Origin of the sequence: Romboutsia sp. Marseille-P6047, assembly GCF_900604535.1 — a bacterium.
Lineage (GTDB): Bacteria > Bacillota > Clostridia > Peptostreptococcales > Peptostreptococcaceae > Romboutsia_E.
Map to the genome: position 1 here is coordinate 127,948 of NZ_UWOT01000004.1, position 25,175 is coordinate 153,122.

The 25,175-nt window shown below is 28.3% G+C and carries 20 protein-coding genes and 1 other annotated feature; of the genes, 5 read left to right on the forward strand and 15 right to left on the reverse strand.

Annotated features, from left to right (window positions below; all coding sequences use genetic code 11):
- Nucleotides 1-122: 122 nt before the first annotated feature.
- The gene (locus EIH23_RS05630) at nucleotides 123-1,751 is read right to left on the reverse strand and encodes a DEAD/DEAH box helicase (RefSeq protein ID WP_122639250.1); all 1,629 of its coding nucleotides are present in this window, start codon (nucleotides 1,749-1,751) and stop codon (nucleotides 123-125) included.
- Between the two features lie 160 nt (nucleotides 1,752-1,911).
- Nucleotides 1,912-2,877: a calcium/sodium antiporter gene (locus EIH23_RS05635; RefSeq protein ID WP_122639251.1), complete on the reverse strand. Its 966-nt coding sequence runs from the start codon at nucleotides 2,875-2,877 to the stop codon at nucleotides 1,912-1,914.
- 372 nt (nucleotides 2,878-3,249) lie between these two features.
- Here EIH23_RS05635 and pflB point away from each other — a divergent pair, with 372 nt between their 5' ends.
- Entirely contained in the window at nucleotides 3,250-5,481 is a 2,232-nt protein-coding gene (gene pflB / locus EIH23_RS05640) for a formate C-acetyltransferase (RefSeq protein WP_122639387.1), read from the forward strand.
- 469 nt (nucleotides 5,482-5,950) lie between these two features.
- A complete protein-coding gene (pflA, locus tag EIH23_RS05645; protein ID WP_122639252.1) occupies nucleotides 5,951-6,694 on the forward strand; it encodes a pyruvate formate-lyase-activating protein in 744 nt (247 codons plus the stop codon).
- A 22-nt stretch (nucleotides 6,695-6,716) separates the two neighbouring features.
- Here the strand turns inward: pflA and EIH23_RS05650 are convergent, their stop codons facing one another.
- From EIH23_RS05650 to EIH23_RS05660, 3 genes are all read right to left on the reverse strand, one after another.
- A complete protein-coding gene (locus EIH23_RS05650; RefSeq protein WP_164488997.1) occupies nucleotides 6,717-7,331 on the reverse strand; it encodes a DUF975 family protein in 615 nt (204 codons plus the stop codon).
- 127 nt (nucleotides 7,332-7,458) lie between these two features.
- A complete protein-coding gene (gene thiI, locus EIH23_RS05655; RefSeq protein WP_122639254.1) occupies nucleotides 7,459-8,631 on the reverse strand; it encodes a tRNA uracil 4-sulfurtransferase ThiI in 1,173 nt (390 codons plus the stop codon).
- An 89-nt stretch (nucleotides 8,632-8,720) separates the two neighbouring features.
- A complete protein-coding gene (locus EIH23_RS05660; protein ID WP_122639255.1) occupies nucleotides 8,721-9,872 on the reverse strand; it encodes a cysteine desulfurase family protein in 1,152 nt (383 codons plus the stop codon).
- 785 nt (nucleotides 9,873-10,657) lie between these two features.
- Between EIH23_RS05660 and EIH23_RS05665 the strand changes: the two genes are divergently transcribed.
- Nucleotides 10,658-11,653: an asparaginase gene (locus tag EIH23_RS05665; RefSeq protein ID WP_122639256.1), complete on the forward strand. Its 996-nt coding sequence runs from the start codon at nucleotides 10,658-10,660 to the stop codon at nucleotides 11,651-11,653.
- Between the two features lie 85 nt (nucleotides 11,654-11,738).
- On the opposite strand, the gene EIH23_RS05670 is transcribed toward EIH23_RS05665, so the two are convergent.
- The 5 genes from EIH23_RS05670 to chbG all read right to left on the reverse strand — a co-directional run bounded on the left by EIH23_RS05670 (nucleotide 11,739) and on the right by chbG (nucleotide 17,445).
- Complete coding sequence (locus tag EIH23_RS05670; RefSeq protein WP_122639257.1) at nucleotides 11,739-12,380, reverse strand: hypothetical protein; 642 nt, start codon at nucleotides 12,378-12,380, stop codon at nucleotides 11,739-11,741.
- Between the two features lie 66 nt (nucleotides 12,381-12,446).
- Nucleotides 12,447-13,742: a glycoside hydrolase family 16 protein gene (locus tag EIH23_RS05675; RefSeq protein ID WP_243113330.1), complete on the reverse strand. Its 1,296-nt coding sequence runs from the start codon at nucleotides 13,740-13,742 to the stop codon at nucleotides 12,447-12,449.
- 124 nt (nucleotides 13,743-13,866) lie between these two features.
- Entirely contained in the window at nucleotides 13,867-15,192 is a 1,326-nt protein-coding gene (locus tag EIH23_RS05680) for a family 4 glycosyl hydrolase (protein ID WP_122639258.1), read from the reverse strand.
- Between the two features lies 1 nt (nucleotide 15,193).
- Nucleotides 15,194-16,630, reverse strand: a complete 1,437-nt coding sequence (locus EIH23_RS05685) for a PTS transporter subunit EIIC (RefSeq protein WP_122639259.1) — start codon at nucleotides 16,628-16,630, stop codon at nucleotides 15,194-15,196.
- Between the two features lie 20 nt (nucleotides 16,631-16,650).
- Nucleotides 16,651-17,445, reverse strand: coding sequence for a chitin disaccharide deacetylase (chbG, locus tag EIH23_RS05690; protein WP_330566183.1), 795 nt, complete (start codon nucleotides 17,443-17,445; stop codon nucleotides 16,651-16,653).
- Between the two features lie 152 nt (nucleotides 17,446-17,597).
- Between chbG and EIH23_RS05695 the strand changes: the two genes are divergently transcribed.
- Nucleotides 17,598-18,317 carry a MurR/RpiR family transcriptional regulator gene (locus EIH23_RS05695; RefSeq protein ID WP_122639261.1) on the forward strand — a complete coding sequence of 240 codons (720 nt, stop codon included), beginning with the start codon at nucleotides 17,598-17,600 and terminating at the stop codon, nucleotides 18,315-18,317.
- Nucleotides 18,318-18,410: 93 nt separating this feature from the next.
- On the opposite strand, the gene EIH23_RS05700 is transcribed toward EIH23_RS05695, so the two are convergent.
- The 5 genes from EIH23_RS05700 to EIH23_RS05720 form a co-directional block, all read right to left on the reverse strand.
- Nucleotides 18,411-19,238 carry a transporter substrate-binding domain-containing protein gene (locus EIH23_RS05700; protein ID WP_122639262.1) on the reverse strand — a complete coding sequence of 276 codons (828 nt, stop codon included), beginning with the start codon at nucleotides 19,236-19,238 and terminating at the stop codon, nucleotides 18,411-18,413.
- A 90-nt stretch (nucleotides 19,239-19,328) separates the two neighbouring features.
- On the reverse strand, nucleotides 19,329-20,054 hold the full coding sequence (locus EIH23_RS05705; RefSeq protein WP_122639263.1) for an amino acid ABC transporter ATP-binding protein: 726 nt from the start codon (nucleotides 20,052-20,054) through the stop codon (nucleotides 19,329-19,331).
- Nucleotides 20,055-20,079: 25 nt separating this feature from the next.
- Complete coding sequence (locus tag EIH23_RS05710; protein ID WP_122639264.1) at nucleotides 20,080-20,754, reverse strand: amino acid ABC transporter permease; 675 nt, start codon at nucleotides 20,752-20,754, stop codon at nucleotides 20,080-20,082.
- 26 nt (nucleotides 20,755-20,780) lie between these two features.
- A complete protein-coding gene (locus tag EIH23_RS05715; RefSeq protein ID WP_122639265.1) occupies nucleotides 20,781-21,611 on the reverse strand; it encodes a transporter substrate-binding domain-containing protein in 831 nt (276 codons plus the stop codon).
- Between the two features lie 163 nt (nucleotides 21,612-21,774).
- Nucleotides 21,775-21,986 (reverse strand) — a binding site (T-box leader).
- Between the two features lie 120 nt (nucleotides 21,987-22,106).
- On the reverse strand, nucleotides 22,107-24,146 hold the full coding sequence (locus tag EIH23_RS05720) for an ATP-dependent helicase (RefSeq protein WP_122639266.1): 2,040 nt from the start codon (nucleotides 24,144-24,146) through the stop codon (nucleotides 22,107-22,109).
- Nucleotides 24,147-24,250: 104 nt separating this feature from the next.
- Here EIH23_RS05720 and EIH23_RS05725 point away from each other — a divergent pair, with 104 nt between their 5' ends.
- Nucleotides 24,251-25,165 (forward strand): ribonuclease H-like domain-containing protein, encoded by a 915-nt coding sequence (locus EIH23_RS05725; protein ID WP_122639267.1) that lies wholly within the window; start codon nucleotides 24,251-24,253, stop codon nucleotides 25,163-25,165.
- The last annotated feature ends 10 nt before the right edge of the window (nucleotides 25,166-25,175 follow it).

Consider the following 25,175-nt stretch of genomic DNA (forward strand, 5'->3'; position numbering starts at 1 on the left):
AGTTTTAAGTATACATTATTTTTATTTTATATTCTTTCTTAAATACAAATTTTCAGTGTTATTAATAAAAAAGGCGTAAATATAATTTATATTTACACCTCTTAAATACTAACTCTAAAAAATTACTTCTTTCTTCTAGAGTTTGCTTTTTCTATATTAACTTTATTTCCTTTTATTTTTATATCTTTAACGCTTTCTAATACCTTTTTAACATTTTGCTTTGGTACTTCAACGAAAGTATATTTATCATATATATCTATAGTTCCTATTAATTTACCAGATATTCCAGCTTCACCAGCTATAGCACCTAATATATCTTTAGCTTGAACTCTTTGGCTTCTACCAACATTTATAAATAGTCTAACCATACCTTCTTTAGCACCAGTGTCTCCACCTTTACGGTCTCTTCTATCTCTATTTCTATCTCTTGATGGTTCTTCTATTATTTCTTGTTTTTCTTCATCACCTAAAGCTAATTTAACTAAAGCTGCTGCTACATCTATTATTTCAACTTCAGACTCATTACAGAATCCTTCTAACCATTGTAATTGCTTAGTTAAGTTACCTTCATCCATTACACCTTTAACTTTATGGAAGAATGCACTTACTTTCTTTTCTTCAACATCTGCTACAGATGGTATACTATGCTTAACTAATTTAGCTTTAGTATATCTTTCTATATCTCTCATTTTTCTCATTTCTTTTCCAAATACGAAACTGAAAGATACTCCTGTTCTACCAGCACGACCAGTTCTACCTATTCTGTGTACATAGTATTCTTCATCTTGTGGTAAATCATAGTTAAATACCGCTTCAACATCATCTACATCTATACCTCTAGCTGCAACGTCTGTAGCAACTAATATATCTATAGTTCCTTGTCTAAACTTATCCATTACTATATCTCTTTGAGTTTGCTTTAAGTCCCCATGTAGAGCATCTGCAAAGTATCCTCTAGCTTGTAACTCACTTACTAATTCATCAGCACCTCTTTTTGTATTAGTAAATACAACTGATAATTTAGGGTTATATACATCTATTAATCTACATAAAACTTCTAATTTATTAGAGTTTCTAGTTTCTATATAGTATTGAGATATATTTGGTACAGTTATTTCTTTTCTTACTATTCTTATATGTTCTGGGTCATTTTGATATTTTCTAGTTAAATCTAATATTCCCTTTGGCATAGTAGCTGAGAAGAAAGTAGTTTGTCTATTTTCAGGAGTTTTATTTAATATCATTTCTATATCTTCTCTGAATCCCATATCTAACATTTCATCAGCTTCATCTAATATAAGCATTTTAACATTGTCCATTTTTAATGTTTTTCTGTTTATATGATCTATTACACGTCCTGGAGTTCCTATTACTATTTGTACTCCACCTTTTAATGATTTTATTTGTCTATCTATTGGTTGTCCACCATAAACTGGTAATGATTTTATTCCGTGCATGTACTTAGATAATTTTTTTATTTCTTTCGATACCTGAATTGCAAGTTCTCTTGTTGGACAAAGCACTACTGCTTGTAAGCTTTTATCTTCAGGATCAACAGTTTCTAATACAGGTATACTAAACGCAGCTGTTTTTCCCGTTCCAGTTTGCGCTTGCCCTATAACATCTTTCCCTGATAATATTACAGGTATTGATTGTGATTGTATTGGTGATGGCTCCTCAAACCCCATATCTGCTATTGCTCTTTTTATACTGTCGCTAATTGGTAAATCTTCAAATTTAGTTATATTCATATATTGTTTCCTTTCCGTAATCAATTTATATTAACCTATCCATTATATATTTATTTCAGTTAATATGCAATTAGTATTTTACCTCTTTATATATGTATTATGTACAATTTGAGGAACCTTATAATTTAAATATGTAATATTTTACTTTTATTAATTTAAATTATGCCATGTACATGAAGTATAAAGTAACTATATATGATCCATAAATTAGTAATAACATCAATCCTTGTAACCTATATATTTTGTTATTTTTAATTGTAGGAAGTATAAGCATTAAAACTAAAGCTATCATAAAAGGATAATCTATTGATGAGTTTTGAGATAATATAGGTATATCATTTACCACTGATGATAAAGATATAACTGATGTTATATTAAGTATATTAGCTCCAAGTACATTACCAACAGAAATAGCATGATGTTTCTTTTTTATTGCTGTTAGTGATGATACCAATTCTGGTAAAGATGTTCCAAGAGCTATTATAGTTAAACTTATAATCCCTTCTGGTATGCCTATCATCTTAGCTATATCTGATCCATTATCTACTAATAATCTTGATCCTATTACCATCATAGCTAATCCTAGTAAGAACAATATTATTGTTTTGGCTAATTCTCCTTTTTTAAATCCATTTGCGTTAGCTGATGAACTACTGATATTATCACTTCTTACCGGTCTAGATACAACACTCTTATAGTTGTTATACATAAATATAGCTAAGATTGCTAAAAGTACTATAGAATCTATTCCACTTATACCTCCATCTAGACCAGATATAATTAATGCTAAAATTGAAATTAATAATAATGTAGATTTTGATATAAACATTTTTCTTTCAACTTTAAATGGACTTATAAGCGCAACTAGTCCTAATATTAAACCTGTGTTACATATTATAGATCCAACTGCATTTCCTAGACTCATAGTAGTTTGATTATTTATAGAAGCACATAATGATACTGTAAGTTCTGGAAGTGTTGTCGCAAAACTAACTATAGTAGCTCCTAATACAAGTTCTGATATATGAGTTTTCTTCCCTATTTCTACTGTACAATTTATAAAAATATCTGCACCTTTAGTTATTAATACAAATCCTATTAAAAATAAAACTATTGTTATTAACACAAAATCCCCTCCCCTCATATTTAATAGTTATTCAGTTTTGTCCAATATATGCCAAATTAATATTTATATAGTTAATGTATTTTCAAAAAATTTTTTATATTTTCTAAATATTATAATATTTTTGTTTTAATACCAAAAAATAGGGGTATCTATATAACATAGAAATTAATAATAAAAAATACAGGTATAGACCTTATACTTTTAATTAAATATAAATACAAAATTACTTATAAATTTTGTATACAAAATACTAAATATATGGTATTATCTAATTGTTAAAAATAAATCTAGCTAGATAAAATTTATATAATAAAACTTATTTTAAGTTCAAAATTATACCTGATCTTAAACAAGGAGGATTTCACTATGACAATGAATGCATGGGAAGGCTTTAAAACTGGTAGATGGACTAAAGAAATAGATGTTAGAGGGTTCATCCAAGATAACTACACTCCATATGAGGGAGATGATTCTTTCTTAGCTGGAGCTACAGAAAACACTAAAAAATTATGGGAAAAAGCTATGGTTCTTTTCAAACAAGAAAGAGACAATGGCGGAACTCTAGATGTTGATACTAAAACAGTTTCTGGAATAGATGCTTACGCTCCAGGATACTTAGATAAAGAATTAGAAACAGTTGTTGGATTCCAAACTGACGCACCTTTAAAAAGAGCTGTTATGCCTTATGGTGGTATAAGAATGGTTGAAACTTCTTGTAAGGCTTACGGATTCGAATGCGATCCAGAAATAAGCGAAATATTCACTAAATACAGAAAAACTCACAACCAAGGTGTATTCGATGCTTACACTTCTGAAATGAGAGCTGCAAGAAGATCTGGTATAATAACAGGACTTCCAGATGCTTACGGAAGAGGTAGAATCATAGGAGACTACAGAAGAGTTGCACTTTACGGTGTTGATAGATTAATAGAAGATAAAATGGCTCAAAAAGATTCTTTAGAAGTTTCTTGCATGGATGAGCATACTATAAGATTAAGAGAAGAAATATCTGAACAAATAAGAGCTTTAGAAGCTTTAAAGAGAATGGCAAATTCTTACGGATTTGATATATCTGGACCTGCTACTAACTCTAAAGAAGCTGTTCAATGGTTATACTTCGCTTACTTAGCTGCTATAAAAGATCAAAACGGAGCTGCTATGTCTATAGGTAGAACTTCTACTTTCTTAGATATATACTTCGAAAGAGATTTAGCTAACGGAACTATAACTGAAGAAGAAGTTCAAGAATTAATGGACCACTTCGTAATGAAATTAAGAATGGTTAAGTTCTTAAGAACTCCAGATTACAACGATTTATTCTCAGGAGATCCAACTTGGGTAACTGAATCAATCGGTGGTATAGGTGTTGATGGTAGACCATTAGTAACTAAGAACTCATTCAGAGTTTTAAATACTCTTTACACTCTTGGACCATCTCCAGAACCAAACTTAACAGTATTATGGTCAACTAAATTCCCTCAAGGATTTAAAGACTTCTGTTCTAAAGTATCTATAGATACAAGTTCAGTTCAATACGAAAACGATGATTTAATGAGACCATACTGGGGAGATGACTACGGTATAGCTTGTTGTGTATCTGCAATGAGAATAGGTAAGCAAATGCAGTTCTTCGGAGCTAGAGTTAACTTAGCTAAGACATTATTATACGCAATAAACGGTGGAGTGGATGAAAAATCATTAGTTCAAGTTGGACCAAGATTTGAACCAATAACTTCTGAATACTTAGACTATGATGAAGTTATGGCTAGATTCGAACCATTCACTGATTGGTTAGCTAACCTTTATGTAAATACATTAAACGTAATCCACTACATGCATGATAAGTACTCTTATGAAGCATTAGAAATGGCTTTACATGATAGAGATGTATTCAGAACTATGGCTTGTGGTATAGCAGGACTTTCAGTTTGTGCTGACTCATTATCAGCTATAAAATATGCTAAAGTTAAAACTATAAGAAACGAGCAAGGAATAGCTGTTGACTTCGAAATAGAAGGAGACTATCCAAAATACGGAAACAACGATGATAGAGCTGATGAAATAGCTGTATACTTAGTTGAATCTATGATGAACAAAATAAGAAAGAACAAAACTTACAGAGATTCTGTTCATACTCAATCTGTTCTTACTATAACTTCAAACGTTGTTTACGGTAAGAAGACTGGTAACACTCCTGACGGAAGAAGAGCTGGTGAACCATTTGCTCCAGGAGCTAACCCAATGCACGGAAGAGATACTAACGGAGCTTTAGCTTCATTAGCATCAGTTGCTAAATTACCATACGAGCATTCTCAAGACGGTATATCTAATACTTTCTCTATAGTACCAGGTGCTTTAGGAAAAGATATGAATGAAAGAATAACTAACCTATCAGCAATGATGGACGGATACTTTGCAGATGGAGCTCATCACTTAAACGTTAACGTATTTGATAGAGCTACTTTAGAAGATGCTATGGAACATCCAGAAGAGTATCCACAATTAACAATAAGAGTTTCAGGATACGCTGTTAACTTCATAAAATTAACTAGAGAACAACAATTAGACGTTATAAACAGAACATTCCACGGAAAAATGGCTTAATTTATAACATCAAATAACTATACTAATTTAAATAAACTATACTAATTTAAATAAACTATACTAATTTTTAAATAAAAAACTAAAATTTAAATATTACAATCATCCAATAATATTTAAAACTTACGTCTTAAAAGAGTACAGGATTCATCCACCTGTACTCTTTTTATATATATATATACTCTACTACTTATATTCCAATTTATAATATTCTGTAAATTCTTATAAAATATAATAAAAATAGTTTTAGGTACCTTTTTATGGGTATTAATGTAATATAATACAATACAATAAATTTAAGATAATTTATAGACTTTGTTTAATAAATATCATATAATTTATTTATGGTTACTTTGTATACAATATATTGTAACCAACTATTAAATTTATATGTATTCAATAATAAATAAAGCTATAACCTAACAAATTATAAAAATATTAAGATTAAATATATACTTATGAGGTGAATAAGATGATAAAAGGAAGAGTTCATTCAATAGAAACATTTGGTACAGTAGATGGTCCAGGAATAAGATTTATAGTATTTATGCAAGGATGCCCATTAAGATGTAAATACTGCCATAATAGAGATACATGGGATACTAAAAGCGGAACTGAATATACAACAGATCAAATAATATCACAAGCACTTAAATATTCTTCATATATGAGAGCATCTGGTGGAGGTATAACTGTATCTGGCGGAGAAGCTACATTACAACCAGAGTTCTTAGCAGAATTATTTGCTAAAGCTAAAAAGAACAAAATCCATACATGCTTAGACACTTCAGGTTTTGTAAATATAGATACTATAGCTCCAGTTCTTGAAAATACAGACTTAGTACTTCTAGATATAAAGCATATGGTTGAAGAAAAGTCTAAAGCTTTAACTGGTGTTGGAATTGAAAAAACATTAAAATTAGCTAAACATTTAAGCGATATGAATATACCAGTTTGGATAAGACACGTATTAGTACCTGGTGTAACTGATGATGTTGAAAACTTAGAAAAGTTAGCTCAATTTGTAAGCACTTTAAATAACGTAGATAGATTTGAAATACTTCCATATCATACTATGGGTGTTCATAAATGGGAGAACATGGGCTTAGATTATGAATTAAAAGAAATTGAGGACGGAACTCAAGAAGATATAGATAGAGCAATAGATATAATGTCTAAATACGATGTAGAAATATTTAATAAAAGATCAGCATAAGCTGATCTTTTATTTTTATATATTATGCTAATTCCTTTTTATCATTTATATCTAAATAGAAATTAGTAAATGTAGCTTCGTAATATGGTATTACATATAAACCAGCTATTCCAGCTGTAATAGCTGTTAATATTCCCCATAATATAAAGCTTAACATCAATACAAAGTAATTCCATTTTTGACCTTGCATCATCACTCTACTTTTCTTTAGACATTCTACTATGCCTATATCAGGGTTTTCAGCTAATATATAATAAACTTGTGAATACATAAGAGATAAAATAATTCCTGGTATTATAAATACAATAAATCCTATACATATAATTATTTCACTTAAAATTGATACTCCAATTACCTTCAAATAATTCTTATATCCTAAAAATACATCTGAACATCTTCCCTCTTCAGATTTAGATAATTTTAAAAAGAATATAGTTTTACCTAAAACTAATGGTGTTACAATTAAAAATGTTACTATTCCGATTATTGTTGGATACCATACACTTTCCTCATATTTAGTACCTAAGAATCCTAATAAACCTTCAATAATAGCAATGATTAATATTACTCCTATTGCAGTCCACCAATTACCTTTTAATTGTTGTTTTGCTCTAAATTTTAATTCCTTTCTTGTCATATAAGACATCCCCTTTAATTTTTTTACATTAGTATTATATGTATTTTAAATTGCTTTCGTTACAAAATATCAATATCCTTAAATGGCAAAAAGAGCCTTTAGCTATAAAGCTAAAAACCCTTTTTTATTAAAATTCTATATCTTCTACTTCTATATTATCTATAGCATCTTGTATTAATTTTTCTACATCTAATTTCGACTCTGACTTCTCTATTCTTTCAAGTCTAGGCTTAGTAACTGGCTTTTTAGGAGCAAATACACTACAACAATCTTCTTCTGGTAATATAGATGTTTCAAATGTACCTATTTTTTGAGCTATATCTATTATTTCAGTTTTGTCCATTGCTATTAATGGTCTAAATACTGGCATAGTTACTGAAGCATTAGTACAAGTTAAACCTTGTATTGTTTGAGAAGCAACTTGTCCTATACTTTCACCTGTAACTAAAGCATCACATCTTCTACTCTCTGCTACTCTTTGTGCTATTTGCATCATAAATCTTCTTGATATGATTGTCATTTCTTCATCATTACAATTCATACCAATAGCTTTTTGTATTTCTAGTATATTTACTTTGTGAAGTCTAAGCCTTCCACAGTATTTAGATAATATTCTTGCTAAATCTCTTACCTTCTCTTGTGATTTTTCACTAGTAAACGGATATGTATGGAAGTGTATTGCTTCTATTTCCATACCTCTCTTTGCAACCATCCAAGATGCAACTGGAGAATCTATACCACCTGATAAAAGTGACATTGCTCTACCATTAGTACCTAATGGTAATCCACCATATCCTGGCACTGTATCACTATATACCATTACATGATTTTGTCTATATTCACATATTATCTTAGTCTCTGGATTTCTTATATCTACACCTATTCTATCATGAACTTTTGATACTAAGTATCCTGCTATATCTATACTCATTTCTTGAGAAGTAAATTTAAAATCTTTATCTCCTCTTTTTGATTCTACTTTAAAAGTCTTTGCTCCTGATTCTATCTTTTCTTCTAGAACTTGAAGTGCTAATTCTTTTAATTTATCGTAATCTTTTTCAGCTCTTATAGCAGGACAAACTCCAACAATTCCAAAAACTTTTCTTACTTCTTCTGCTACTTCTTCATAATCATAATCTTCTAAATTAACGTATATTCTTCCGTATTCCTTATATACATCAAATTTCCCTAGTGGCTTAAGCATATTCTTTACATTTTTAACAAGCTTATTTTCGAATAGGTATCTATTTTTTCCTTTTACACCTATTTCTCCGTACTTAACTATTAGTATATTATACAAATTTGTCACCTCTTAGATAAATTTTTATGTCTTCACCTATTATTATAGGTTTTCTTTATTTATAATTAATAATTCAAATTTATTAATAATTATCGTCTTCTTATAATCATTCTTAAATCACTTACCGATTCTTTTAATATATTTACAACTTCTAATATTTCATCTTTTGTATTTAAGTCTGATAAACTAAATCTTATTGCACCTTCTATTTCATTTGCAGTAAGTCCTATTGCATTTAATACATGACTTCCTTTTTTCTTAGATGAACATGCTGAACCTGTTGATACATAAACACCTTTTTGCTCTAAATAATGAAGTAAAACTTCTCCTCTTACATCTTTAAAGGATATATTTAATATATGACAAACTCCATCTTCAGGAGAGTTTACTTTTATGTCATCTATATTTTTTATAATTTCTTCTTTTAATAAATTTTTAAGTTCTTTAATTTTATCTATTGTTTGATTTAGGTCCTTATTTAAAATTCTTACAGCTTCACCTATTCCATATATACCAGGAACATTCTCTGTACCTGATCTTATTCCTATTTCTTGTCCTCCACCTGTAAGTATTGGTTTTAGTCTATTACTTTCTTTAATATACATAAATCCTATTCCTTTAGGACCATGTAATTTATGACCGCTAACGCTCATAAAATCTATATTATATCTAGATGGCTTAAAGTTTATCTTAGAATAAGATTGAACTGCATCAACATGTAAATAAATTTTATCACTTAATGATTTTAAGTACTTCCCTATAGCTTCTATTGGCTGTATACTTCCTATTTCATTATTTACATGCATTATAGTTATTAATATTGTACTTGACTTTATAGCATTTTTTAAATCATCTATATTTATTTTTCCTTCTTTATCAACCTTTAAATATGTAACTTCAAACCCATCTTCTTCTAAATCTTTTAAAGTATTTAAAACAGATGGATGTTCAATTTCTGTTGATATTATATGGTTCTTTCTCTTTTTATATAAATTAGCAACTCCTCTTATTATAGCGTTATTAGATTCTGTACCACCTGATGTAAAGTATATTTCCTTATCCTTTGCACCTATAGTTCTAGCGATACCTTGTCTTATTGCTTTTATATTTTTCTCTACTTCTATACCTTTTCTATGTAATGAAGACGGATTTGCATAATCAGTAGTAAGGGCATAAACCATTTTATCTACAACTTCTTTATATGGTTTAGTTGTAGCACTGTTATCTAAATATATTTCCATATAATACACCAACTTTCTTTCATTAATATATTACCTTTAGCCTTTTATTTAGTTTTGACAATTTCATAAATTAATTATCAGGTTAAATAAAATTTTCTCATTGTTAGTATTCCAATGTTTTTAAGCTAATATCTATTTTTATTGGATTTATTCATATCTTCTTATTATACCATTAAAAACCTAGTTTTTTAATATTTTTCTTAGCTTTCAATTTGTCGAAAAGTTTTTAAAGTTTTTTTGTAAAACTATTGATTTTATTGTCGAAGATTGTTATTATTAATACATGGTTATCCCCCTGATAACCTTAGTAAAATCTCTATTCCCAATACCCCTTTTAAATGAATACTTTTATATTCATTTGACACCTACTTCAGATCGGAAAAGAAGTAGGTTATTTTTTTATATTTTTTTAATAAATATAAGCTTACTTTGATTTTTTCAAATTTAACATAGATTTAACATATTTATGACAATTTTTTTGTAAAAACTATTGATTTTCTTGTCGAATATTGTTATTATTAATACATGGTTATCCCCCTGATAACCTTAATTAAAATCTCTATTCCCAATACCCCTTTTGAACGGATATACTTTATATCCATTAGTTTAAGATGATAACGGAAATCATCTTAAACAAAAAAGAAGAGCTTCCCCAGCTCTTTTTTTTTGCATTTTTTTACATTAAAGGATTTTATTTATCATTCCATAACATAGATTAGTTTTATTCTTTTTGATATAATTTATATTTAGTATAAAATAAATTTTTAATTAAGAGGTGGGATATTATGACTAATAAGAAGAAAGTAGCTATAGTCTTCACTGGAGGTACTATATCTATGACAGTTGACGAAAAAGTCGGTGCAGCAATACCTACTTTATCTGGTGAACAAATAATGTCTATGGTAACAAATATTGATAAAGTTGCTAATGTTGAAGTTTTAAATTTTGATGAAATACCAGGACCTCATATGACACCAGAAAGAATGATGGAATTAAAACACTACGTAAATAATCTTTTAGAAAGAGAAGATATTTGTGGTGTAGTAATAACTCATGGTACTGATAGTTTAGAAGAAACTGCTTATTTCTTAGATTTAACTATAGATAATGAAAAGCCTGTAATAGTTACAGGGGCTATGAGAAGTAGCTCTGAACTTGGATATGATGGTCCAAGTAACTTATCTGGTGCAGTTTGTACTGCTATATCAGATAGTGCCCGTAAAAAAGGAGTTCTTATTGTTTTAAACAATGAGGTTATAGCTGCTTCTGAAGCTACTAAGACTGATACTCTAGCTTTAAATACCTTCCAATCAGTAACTGGCGGACCACTAGGAGTTATAGACTGTAATGAATTTCTTTTATATAAGAAAATAACAAATAGAACTATAATTGACACTGATAAGGTAGAAAATAAAGTTGCTTTATTCAAGTCTGCAGTTGGAATGGATGAAACATTTTTAAAATTAGCTGTAGATAATGGATATAAAGGTATAGTCATCGAAGCTATGGGTAGAGGAAACATACCTCCAAAAATGTATGAGGGTGTCAAATATGCTAGAGAAAACAATATTCCAGTTGTTATAGTGTCAAGATGTAATTCTGGTAGAGTATTTGATAGTTACGGATACCTTGGTTCAGGTAGAGACTTAAGAAACCTAGGTTGTATATTTGGTGGTGATTTACCAGGTCACAAAGCAAGACTAAAATTAATTTTAGCTTTAGGAAAAACAAATAATTTAGAAGAAATAAAAGATTACTTTGAAAAAGGTATATACTATTAAAATTAATAAATTATTTTTTAATATAATAAAATTTAAAGTCCACTTTCACATAATATTTTCTATTTATGTAAAAGTGGACTTTGCTTTATCCTGCCTGATTTCTTTTCGTCAAAGCACCTTTTTCTATATTAACAATTTTCCATTCATTTTCTAACTTTTCTACATAATATACTCTTTTCTCTTGATAAACTTCGTCTAAATTCATTTTATTTTTATCAAGATAATCTTTATTAGCCTTATCAATTACAAATTCTGATTCAATAGTTACTTTACAAGTAGTCATGTCTTCATTAAAATAATTACGATACCATATTAAATTTTTATGATTCAATACTAATTTATTATCTTTATACATATTATTTACTAATTCTTTATAATTTTCATTTTCTAATTTCTTAATAAAATTATAACTATATAAATCATATTCGTCTTCTACATCTAAATCCTTAAAGTCTCTATTATCTACAGTTAAGCAATGTTTTTCTATAATATCTATTATCTTATTTACATCCTCATTATTACTTTGTAGCATCTCTTTGTCATTTCCATCTTTATCTAGTACAGTCCATAGTGTTTGACTTTCTCTTTCTAATTGTTTTTTTTCTTCTTCATTTAAATTTATATTATGTAAACTACTACTATCTGCATTAGTAATATTCCCATTCTCCGAGCAACCTGCAAAAGTTGAAATAATAATACAAAATATCAATATATTTAAAATCTTCATAGCATATTCCCTTTCTCTTTTGCAAAAGAACCTAGAAAGTTCTAGATCCTTTTGCAATAAATATATCTATTTAATATCTAAATTTGCAGGGATTAGCTCCCATTGACTGCTCCAATAACTGTTCGGTACATTCCCATACTGAACTAAACCGTTTTCATCCTCAGTATGAATATACATGTTATTTTTCCATCTATTATTAAACCTTAAGTAATTACCTTCTTTTTCCATTTTCCATTGAGCACTATAATATGTCGGAAGTACTTTACCATGTTCTAAAAAACTTGTCTGATTTTCTATATGTAAATATTCTTCAGTTTTTTCATTTTTTAAGCGAACATATTCACCCGCAGCTTCTTTTTTCCATACCCCATTTGTATCAAATTCATTAATATCTCCATATAAAACTTCATTTTTATCTTCTTCTATGTATAAATATTTTCCTGTCTCTCTATTTTTTATATGATATAGAGGTTCTTCATATCCTCCGTCTTTTTTCCAAACACGGAAGTAATCTATTGCCCATTGTTTTGGCCAAACATCATTATGTTCTCCTGAACCTGCATCTGTATATATGTTTAATATTGTTCCCATAGGATAATTAGGAGATTGATCTATTACTTTATATAGTTCATTATCATAGTAGAATTTTAAGCTTCCTGGTGACCAATCTAATGCATATATATGATATTCTGATGTTGGATCTCCTGATGGTACAGATTCTTCAGAAATCATCCAACTTGTTTGAAAGTTTGGATCATTCCATCCATATGCTGCAATCCTCCAAGTATCCGGTTTGCTAAAAAATGATTCTATAATATCTATTTCCCCAGTTTCTTTTGAATTAAACCAATCATCAGTATCATTTTGCATTCCTACCATCCACCAAGCTTGATGACCCCCACCTCCACAGTCAGCAAACTTTGCACGAATTTCAAAGTATCCATAAGTAGTAGCATATCCTATCCAAGGATCTCTATCTTGATTTTCAGTTGTACCACTAAAATTATGAATCCAATTTTTATCGAATGACATTATAGCTGATGAACGAACTTTTCCATCATGTTCAGGACTCCATGGTTTTTGATCTTCTGTTATATACTCTATTAAGGAACCATCTTCAAATCTATAATTTGCTTTTGCATTTTCTGGATTTTCTGCCCAGTTAGGTAAATAGTAATCTGTCCACTTTGTCTTATCCAACTCTGGACCATCAAATTCATCTGAAAAATCTAGTGTATATCCATCTTTTGTTGTCGGATTAGGTGGTTGATCTTCTGCATAGACTAATGAAGTAAATAAAGTTGATACAATCGTCAATAATGTCATTAAGCTTACTAAACTTCGTTTTAAAATTTTTAACATAATATAGTCTCCTTTTTAATAGTAATCTTCCCTCAATTATTAATCATGCTAAATATTTATAATATATACATATAAACACCCCTATTCACAAGAATCTGAGTGTTTATATGTATTAATAATTTATTTATTTAAATGTAGGCCAATAATCTTTGTTAGCTTTCATTAAATCATCTAAAACAGCTTTTCCTACTCTGTAAGAAGGTATTGTCTTATTAAGTAAAATAGCTTCCATAGCAGTATCATAAGATCCAGTAAGTGCTGTTTCAACAGTTAACTTTTCATATCCTTTTTGCATTTCCATCATACTCTTATGGAATGTCGGTATATTTCCAACAGTCACAGGTTCTGCTCCTGTTGCTCCAACGTAGCAAGGTACTTCTACTACTGCATCACTATTAAAGTTATTAATTGCCCCATTATTTTTTATATTTACTATAAATCTTTCTTTTGTATCATGTATTATAGCATTAGTTATATCTACTATATAATTTCCATGAACTCCACCTAATAATTTTGAATCTTTAGCTGTACCTAATTCTATAACTTTTTTACACTCTTCAAATACTGTAATTTCTCTAGTGCTTAATACATAAGACCCTCTCGTAAATTCGATATTATCTGATTCAACCATTTCATCTGCAAAATAATAATATTGTAAATAACAATTAGGGAAATACTGAGGATACATTTTAAATGCTTTAATTACATTTTGAAATGTCTTAGTCCAATAGTCATCGCCTATAATTTCTTCGTTTGTTTGAATTAATCCCTTTAGTTCTCCTGATTGTACTTTTTCTCTTATTCCTGGTAATAAATCATTTCCGTTCTTATCATAAATATTAGTCCACCATCCAAAATGATTTAAACCAAAGTATTTAAAAGTTAAATCCTTATAAGGAATATTCAAATAATCTGCTAATGTTTCTTCTATGCTTATTGGCATATCACATATGCATAAGCACTTAGCCTTAGGGAATTTCTTATATATTGCTTCTGAAATTATTGCTTCTGGATTCGTATAATTTAATATCCAAGCATCAGGACAAACTTCTTGAGCTACCTCTACTATTTTTAAAATTTCAGGTATAACTCTTAATGCAAAAGAGAATCCTCCTAAACCACATGTTTCTTGTCCTACAACATTATGTTTTAAACATATCTTTTCATCAATTTCTCTTTGATTATTAAGACCCGGTCTTATTTGAACATATAAAAAATTAGCATCTTTAAAAGCTTCTCTTATATCTGTAGTGTAAGAAACTTTAACATCTGATTTATTATCTCTATAATAAATTTTTGTAAATTCTCCAATAAGATTGTTTCTTTCTTCATTTGTATCATATAGTACTAATTCTTCTAATTTTAAATCTTTTGATCTATTTCTAAGTACCTCCACTATACCTGGTGTATGTGTAGATCCTCCACCTACTATTACAATTTTATTTCCCATATTATCTCACTCCCTCACTTACTGATTCACTTAATAGTTCATTAAATGCCTTCATAACATGAACTACTTCTGTACCTATTATGATTTGTATATTATTTTTACTTACCTTTACTACACCTTTTGCTCCTGTATTTTTTATATTATTTTCATTTATTAAATTTATATCTTTTATTTCTAAACGCATTCTTGTTACGCAATTTTCTGCATTTATTATATTTTCTGCTCCACCAACATTTTGTAATAATTTTTTTGCCATATATCCATAATTTGAGTGTGATAGTTTTAATGATTCTTCATCAATATCTTCAGATATAGCTTCACTTCTTCCTGGAGTTTTTATATCTTTTTTAAGAATGATTGTTTTAAATGTAAAGTAATATAAGAAGAAAAATGCTACACCAACGGGTATAATATAAATTACATTATTACCCATACTCCAGTTTAAAACTAAATCTATAATATTAAATCCAAATGCAAAACCAAGTCTTGAATTAAATATGTATAATACTGCTCCAGCCAAACCTGTAAATACTGAATGTATAAGGTATAGAAGTGGAGATGTAAACATGAATGAAAATTCAATCGGCTCTGTTACACCTGCCACTATTGAAGTTAAGGCTCCACTGTTTGCTAATCCTTTTACTTCTTCTTTATTTTCTGGGCGTGCTGTTTTATACATTGCAGCAGCCACACCAGGTATTCCAAATACCATTATTACGTAAAACATTACTAAAAATGATCCTGCACTTGGGTCCCCTGCTAAAAATCTTGTCATTTCACCTGTTACTACTGTTCCATTGGCTGTTGTATAACTACCTAACTCATAAAATATATAAGCATTAAAAACATGATGTAATCCTGTTGGTATTAAAGCTCTGTTTAAAAATCCAAATAAGAATACTCCAAAGATTCCCATAGATCCTAGTCCTATTGCAAAAGTATCTAATCCAGCTTCTATTGGAGGCCATATAAAGCTAAAAACTCCAGCTAAAACAAGTGAAAATATTGGACCTAAAGTTATAGCTAATTTTTCACCTGCAAAGAAAGAAAACATACTAGGAACTTTCCAGTCTTTACTATAGTTATATATAACAGCTGTACTTATACCTGATACTATACCTCCAAATACCCCCATGCTAATACTTTCATTTAAGTATGTAAGCGCTTGCCTAAATACCATAACTGATAGTACTCCTGCTAAAACTGCAGATGATTTATCTTTACTTTTTGTATATGCTAGTATACATCCAACTGCAAACAATAAATCTAAGTTTCCAAATATAACGTCTGACGCTATCTTTAATATATCTAAGTTTAATAAGTCTGGTTGCCCAAGTCTAGATAAAAGACCTGCAACAGGCATAGCAACAACTGGAATTAGCATTGCTTTTCCTAATTTAGATAATTGATTACTTACTAATCTAAGTGAATTAGCCAAAATAATATCCCCCTTTAAATTTATATATTATTATAATTGCAAAGATTTATATCATACTTATCTATAAGTTCTCTCATATATGGATCACATAGAATATCTACTTCTCTTGCTCTAGGAATGTTGAAAGATGAACCTTCCAATAAACAGCTATCTATAAATGCAGGATGACACATCGCCTCACTTTTTTTAAATTCTATATTTTTAAGTATATTTGACTCTATAATTTTAAAACACTTATCTCTAACTGACATATACTTATTAGACATATCTCTAATTGGTTCATAATTGCACAAATCTAAAAAATTTATATCATCCTCATTTACTACTCTATTACAGTTTCTAACTGGTAAATCATATTCTTTAGAAAGTGTTTTTACTACCTCAGATGTTTGTTTAAATGTGTGTATATGATGATGTGAATCAATATGACTTAATTTAATCCCTAGTGAGCATAATTTATCTATCTGAGATTTCCATTCATCATAAAGTTCATTTTTATCAATTTCTATACTTTCATTTTCAAAATCACTTAAATTATGAAAACTTCCATCATTTTTTATCAACGATCTTACATTTTTACCTAAAATAGGTTTACCACATGTTAATGTTAAATGTACCCCTACTGCCAATGTAGGTGTCTGTTTAGATAGTTCAATTGCATGTTCTGTACCTGACATATTTGCCATTAATGTTGTTGATGTTAAAACACCTTTTATATGACTCTTAATTATTCCTAAGTTTACAGCATTAGAATATCCAAAGTCATCTGCGTTAATAATTAGTCTCTTGATATCATTCTCCCCCTTTTCTTTGATATATTTAAATTATATATCCTTTTTTACTACATTAATATACTTCTAACTACTTTTGTAACATATGTACAATAGCGTAACATGTTTCAAAATATAAATTCTTTATGATATAATATTTATATATTAAATGTAAAAATTTAAAAAAGGGGATATATATGATCAAAACATTTCATGTTGGGAGAATCTTTAAGAATCAAAATTTATCAGATTCAGAAACAAAAATACTTGAATACATATTTACAAATCCAGATAAGGTAAAAAAAGAAGGTATAAGGCAACTTGCTAAGTCAAACTTTACTTCTACAGCGTCCATTATTAGACTTTCAAAAAAACTTGGATACAGTGGTTATAATGAGTTGATTTTTGATATAAAAAGAATGACATCAGATAGTTTAACTAATAATAATGAACAGGAAAATTATTTCAACTGGTGTTCTAAAATCCCTTTAGCTGATCTTGATGAGCTATCAAAAAAATATTTAAACAAGAAAAAGTATATTTATCTTTATGGAGAGGGCTTTTGTGAATTTGTAACTGGATACATACACAGAAAGCTTTTAGTAAAGAAATACAATGTTATATTATTACATGGCTTAGAAATACCTATAGTGTATGAAAGAGATCATTCTCCTACATTAATAGTAGTATCAAAATCTGGAGAAAACTTTTCATGTATAAGAAAGATTGAACAGTTATCTGACCTTGGAGGAGATATTATCTGCATAACTTCAAATCCTAATAGCAGTATCAGCCTAATGTCCGATGTGTCACTTTCTATACCAGTTGCTTCTATAGCTGATAGTAAAAATGAAGAATTTACAACATTTTATGGTGATAGTATAAATTTATTAGAAGATTTATTCTCTAGAGTTTAATAATTGTTTTATTAATAAAAAAATTCCTTTATGCACTGATTTTATACTTCTATCACTGCCATAAAGGAATTTTAGTTTAATTAAATTTATAAACTACTCTTCTTTAGCTAAATTTCTAGCTCCCTCCATATATTTATCTATAGTCCCACTTTCATTAAGGCCTTTTAATATCTTATTTACTACTTCTACAAGTTCTTTTGTGCTGTCATCTTTCTTAAATGCTACAGATGCACCTTTATGTATATCTTCTCCTACTGTGGAATTTGCTACCGATATTCCTTCATAGCTATCTATATTTATATTGGTTACATTCTCACTACAAAGTATTCCATCTATATTTCCATTTTGAAGTTCTAAAATTAGATCAGGTATCTTAGCTAAACTTTTATAATTAATAGATCCTAAAGTTTCAGCTATAAAAGTTTCTTGAATACTTCCTTTTTGTACACCCATTTTCATATTTTTTACATTATCTTCAGTTTTAGCTATATCTTCATCTCCCTTTCTTACTATTATTTTATTTTTCTCATGATAGTAAGGTTCTGAGAAATTTACACTTTCTTTTCTTTCATCTGTAGCAGTCATACCAGCTAAAACTAAATCCGCTTTATCTGCATTTACTGCCCCAAGTACCCCATCAAAATCCATATCTAAAAATTCTAATTCTACACCTATTCCATCTGCTATATCTTTAGCTATCATAGCATCTAATCCAACTATAGTATCTTTTCCATCTATTATTTTATGAAACTCATACGGAGGATAATCTGCACTAGTTGCTACAATTAACTTACCTCTATTTTTTATTTCTTCTAATTTATTACTTTCTGATGTATTTTCATCACTACTTGAGCTACATCCAATCATAAATAATGTCATTCCTAAACTTAATCCAAATATAATTAATTTTTTTAATTTCATATAATATATCCCCCCGGTTTATAATTCAACTTAAAATATAAAAAAAAATCCATTAGTTTTTAGCTAAAATATCTTTATCTCTTCTTACTACTAAGCTAATATTTTCGCTAAGAATTCTTGTGTTCTTTGATGTGTAGGGTTATTAAATACATTTTCTGGACAATCATCTTCAATTATCTTGCCACCATCCACAAATATAACTCTATCAGCAACTTCCTTTGCAAATCCCATTTCATGTGTAACTATAGCCATAGTCATCCCATCTTCTGCTAATTCTTTTATAACATCTAAAACTTCTGTTACCATCTCAGGATCAAGAGCTGAAGTTGGCTCATCAAATAACATCATATCAGGCTCCATAGCTAGAGCTCTAGCTATAGCTATTCTTTGTTTTTGTCCTCCTGATAATTGTGCTGGATAAGCATCTTTTTTATATAAAAGCCCAACTCTATCTAATAAATACTCTGCCTTCTTATTAGCCTCTGACTGGTTCATCTTCTTTAATATTACTGGTGCTAAAGTGATATTTTCTAATATTGTCTTATGAGGAAACAAATTAAAGTTTTGAAATACCATTCCTATTTTTTGTCTTATTTCATCTATATTAACTTTTTTATCAGCTATATTAGTTCCTTCAAATATTATTTCTCCCTCAGTTGGTTCTTCTAATAAATTCATACATCTAAGCAATGTACTCTTGCCAGAACCACTAGGACCTACTATAGCCATTATCTCTCCCTTATCAACTTTTAAATCTATACCTTTCAATACATGTACATCTCCAAATGATTTTTTTAAATTTTTTATTGTAATCATATTATCACTATCCTTTTTTTATAATCTATGCATTAGCTTTAGCTAGCTTTTTCTCAAATTTACCTACTAACTTAGATAATGTAAACGTTAATATAAAGTATATAATAGCTGCTACTATAAGTGGCTCTAATGGTTTATATGTGGCATTCTTAACTATTGATGAAGTAAACATTATCTCACGTACACCTATAACTGATATTATTGCAGACTCTTTCACTAGAGTTATAAATTCATTAGCTAAAGATGGTAATATATTTTTTATAGCTTGTGGTACTATTACATATCTCATTGTTGCTGCATAGCCTAACCCCAAAGATCTACTTGCTTCCATTTGACCTTTTTCAACTGATTGTATTCCTGATCTTAATATTTCAGCCACATAGGCTCCTGAGTTTATTGATAAAGCAAATGCACCTGCTATAAAATCACTAGATATCCCTAATATACTTGGAAAATCTATTCCAACCTGTGGTAACCCAAAGTAAATTATATATATTTGAACAAATAGAGGTGTTCCTCTTAAAATTTCTATATATGTTATTGCTACAGCTTTTAATACCTTAAATGTAGATAATTTCATTAAACAAATTAACATACCTATAATACACCCAAATAATAATGCCACTAGTGAAATTATTACTGTTACAGATGTTCCTTCTAAAAATAAGCTTCCATATTTACTTAAAAAACTAAAATCCATGTTCCCACCTCCTAAATCATTAATCCTTATTGTTCATCATCTAATTTTATAGCATCTTGCATATATTCATCTATTTTGCCTTCATCTTGTAATTTCTTTATAACATTGTTAGTTAATTCTATTAAAGATTCATTTTTATCACTTTTCTTAAATGCTACTGCTGCACTTTCTTCACAATCTTCTCCTACATTACTATTTCCTATTGCAACATTATCATAGTTTTCAATATTTATTGCAGCAACATTCTTTCCAGTTACTATAGCATCTATATTTCCATTTTGAAGTTCTAACATTAAATCTGGTGTTTTAGCTAAACTTTTATAGTCTGTACAACCTAATTCGTCTACTACAAATGCTTCTTGAGTACTTCCTCTTTGAACTCCAATCTTTATATTTTTTAAATCTTCATCAGATTTTATTTTATCTTCATCACCTTTTTTTACTATTACTACATTTTTATCTTCATAATATAAATTAGAAAAATCAACGCTTTTTTCTCTTTCTTCATTAGGTGTCATACAGGCTAATACTATATCTGCCTTATCTGCATTTAACGCTCCTAATAATCCATCAAAATCCATATCCATAAATTCTAAATCAACGCCAATCTCATCGGCTATTTCTTTAGCTATCATAACATCAAAGCCAACTATGGTATCTTTACCATCTATCATTTTATGGAATTCATATGGTGAATACTCTGCACTTGTTGCTAATACTAATTTCCCAGAATCTTTTATCTGTTGTAATTCATCCTTAGCTTCATCTTTACTTTCATTTGATGAACTACATGCTGCCATTCCTAATGATAGTGTAAATACTATACCTAAACCCATTAATTTCTTTAATATCTTCATAATAATTCCTCCCTATTTATAATAAAAAATTTATTTGAGTATAAAAAAAGCCCCTTAGCTATAATAGCTAAGAGACGAATTATATCCGCGTTACCACTCTTTTTGATAAATCATTCATATCAAAATAATGTTTACAAATAAAAAAGCCTCTTAGTCATAATGACTAAGAGACGAATTATATCCGCGTTACCACTCTTTTTGATAAGTTTAACTTATCCTCTCAAACCCTTAAGGCGGGCTATCCAATTATCATACTATTAATTTCTGATAATCTCCTCCAAAGCTCTTTTCACTCTAAACTTCAATACTAGGCTCACACCAATTCCTAGCTCGCTGAAAATCCACTTAGGTTACTTTCTTTTTCTTAGGATTTCTTATTTGAAATTGTTAATACAATTGTAGTGTTATAAGCCTTAAGTGTCAATTTTATTTTTTGAATTATATATATTTTTTTAATTTTATGAATAATGTATTCATTATTAAATATTTACATATTTAAATATGTATAACATTATTTAATACACATACTCTATAATTTAAAATTCTTGTTCCATCAGAAAACTTAACTCTAATAGAATCTCCATCTTTAGATACTATAGTTCCCTCTTTGAATTTCTTATGGTATATTGTGTCACCTATATTTATATTATCCATTTCTTCTTTAGTAGGAGCTTTAATATCATCTATAAAAGTTGATACAGATACTTTTTTTCCATACTTATTTTGTGGTGAGCTTATACATAAATTTTCTTCAGCTCTGGTAATAGCAACATACATAAGTCTTCTTTCTTCTTCAATTTGGTTATCTTTTTTATCGTCATCATCTAAATCATATGATTTTTCATGAGGTATAGTTCCCTCATTTACTCCTATAATATATACGTTCTTAAATTCTAATCCTTTGGCACTATGCATTGTTGTAAATATTACACCATCGCTTTGATCTTTGTGTTTATTATCTGCAACTTCTGATTTCACTCTATCTATATGATCTAAATAATCTTTTATCGTTTTAAAATTACTTGCAGAACTTTCTAATTCGTTTAAAATCTCAATTAATCCATTTGTTTTAATCTTTCTATTTGAACAATAATCTAAGATATATATATCATATTCTAAACTTGTCCTAATGTAAGAAATTGCATTTTGAGGACTTAATGTTTTTAAGTAACTTAAATCAATATCTAAGTCATTTATAGTTTTTACTTGTTTTGGATGAAGGTTGCACTTAGTTATTAAAGCATTTATAAAGTCTTTCTCATCTTTTATACTATTTATACTATCTCTAGATATATATCTAAATGGCTTATTTATAATCCTAACCCAATCTTTAGTTGAACTAGGATCAAGCCCTAATCTTAAATATGCAAGTATATCCTGAGATGCCCAATGGTCATATATAGTAACTATAGAATCTTTAACTACAAAAGGTATCCTCATATCCATAAATACATCCACTAAAGCTCTCGATTGTATATTAGTTCTATATATAACAGCAAAATCACTGTACTCTACAAAGTCTTTTTTTACCTCATCTAATATTTCTTTTCCAATAATAACAGCTTCTTCTTCTGAGTCTTTTGGAGCTATATAATTTATATTTCCTCCATTTCCTTGACTACATTTTATTACTTTTTCATATCTATTTGAGTTTTTTTCTATTAATCTATTTGCAATATCTATAATTTCACCTTTAGATCTATAATTTATATCTAATAGAATCTTTTTAGTTCCTTCAAAGTATTCTTCAAATTCTAATAAAAAATCTGGTCTTGCCCCTCTGAATCCATATATACTTTGATCTTCATCTCCAACAACAAATATATTATTTAAAGGATTAGCTATTAACTTTAATACCTCAAATTGAACTTTATTTATATCTTGAAATTCGTCTACTAAAATATATCTATATGCATTTCTTACTGTTTCTAAAGCTTTCATATTATTTTTAAGCAAAAAATAAGTTCTAAGTAGCATATCATCAAAATCTATTTTTTTCACTTGATGCTTATGCTCCTCATATAAATTATAGGCTTTAATAAACTCATCTTTACTCATAACTTCTGAATTAAAATCAACTTTATCCATTAATTCGTTTTTGACAAAGGAAATTTCATTTATAAATTGCCCAATTACTTCATCATCTTCTCCATTTTCAATATTTAAGCTTTTTAAAATTCCCTTTATTGCTAGTCTTTTAGACTTCTCGTCTAATATACTATCTAAGCTATATTTTTCAAAATGTCTTAATATCCTAAAAAATACTGAGTGGAATGTTCCATATGTAACTTTGTTCATTTTTAAATCTTTACTTAAAGCCATAGATCTATTTTTCATTTCTATAGAAGATGCTTTTGTAAAGCTTATAGCAAGTATGCTCGTTGGTTTTATATTGTTATTTACAACCATATTTGCAATCCTATGAGTAATAACTCTTGTCTTTCCTGAACCAGGACCTGCAAGAACCATACAAGGGCCATCTAAGTGACATACTGCCTGCCTTTGATTTTCATTTAATGTATCTATATTTATCATAATTACCACCTTGAAGTATTATTTTCTTACTTTATAATGTTTATATAATATTTTATAATATTACCAAACTATTATAATATAGAATCTAAAAAAGGAGAAATTTTATGGAGATAATTAAGCATATATGTGATGATTTTATAGATATCCCTAAAAATCACTTTGTATTTGATATAGAAACAACTGGTCTTAGTCCCAAATTTAGTAAGGTTATATTAATTGGAATTGTTTATAATGAAAATAATAAAACAATAATAAAACAATTCTTTGCTTTAAATGAAAATGAAGAAAAAGAATTATTGTTAGCATTTATAAATAATATAAATTCATTTGAAAAACATATAACCTTTAATGGATTTACTTTTGATATACCTTTTTTAAATTCTAGGTTAAAAAAACATAACATAGACTTTCACTTAAATAAAGATGATGATATAGATATATTAAGAATCGTTAAACCTTATAAAGAAAAACTATGTCTTTTAGATTGTAAACTTAAAACTATAGAAAAATACCTTGGAATAGATAGAAATGATACTATATCTGGAAAAGAAAGTGTAGAACTTTATAAAGAGTTTGAAGCTTCACAAAATGAAACTATTAAAAGCAATATATTACTTCATAATTATGAAGATATTTATTATCTTTCTAAAATGCTTAAAATACAAGATATTATTATTAAAAATTTAAATCCATTAATATTAGATATAAATAATCAAATACTAAAATTAGTTCCTACAAATTATAAAATAACTAAAACTAATTTAATTATGAAGTATAAAATTTTTTCAGGTGATATATATAATATAAAAATTTATAAAGACAACTATTCTATCTTCTCTGAAAAAAATAATTTAAATATTGATATAGATATAAACAAAGGAATAGATTCAAATAACAATGAAATATTATTTTATAAATTATCAACTATAATACCATTAAAATTTAATGCTGATATTTTAGAAGATAATATAAACTCATTATGTAATTTTTTAGTAAAAAAGGAATTAACTTTAATATAGGCTTTTAGTA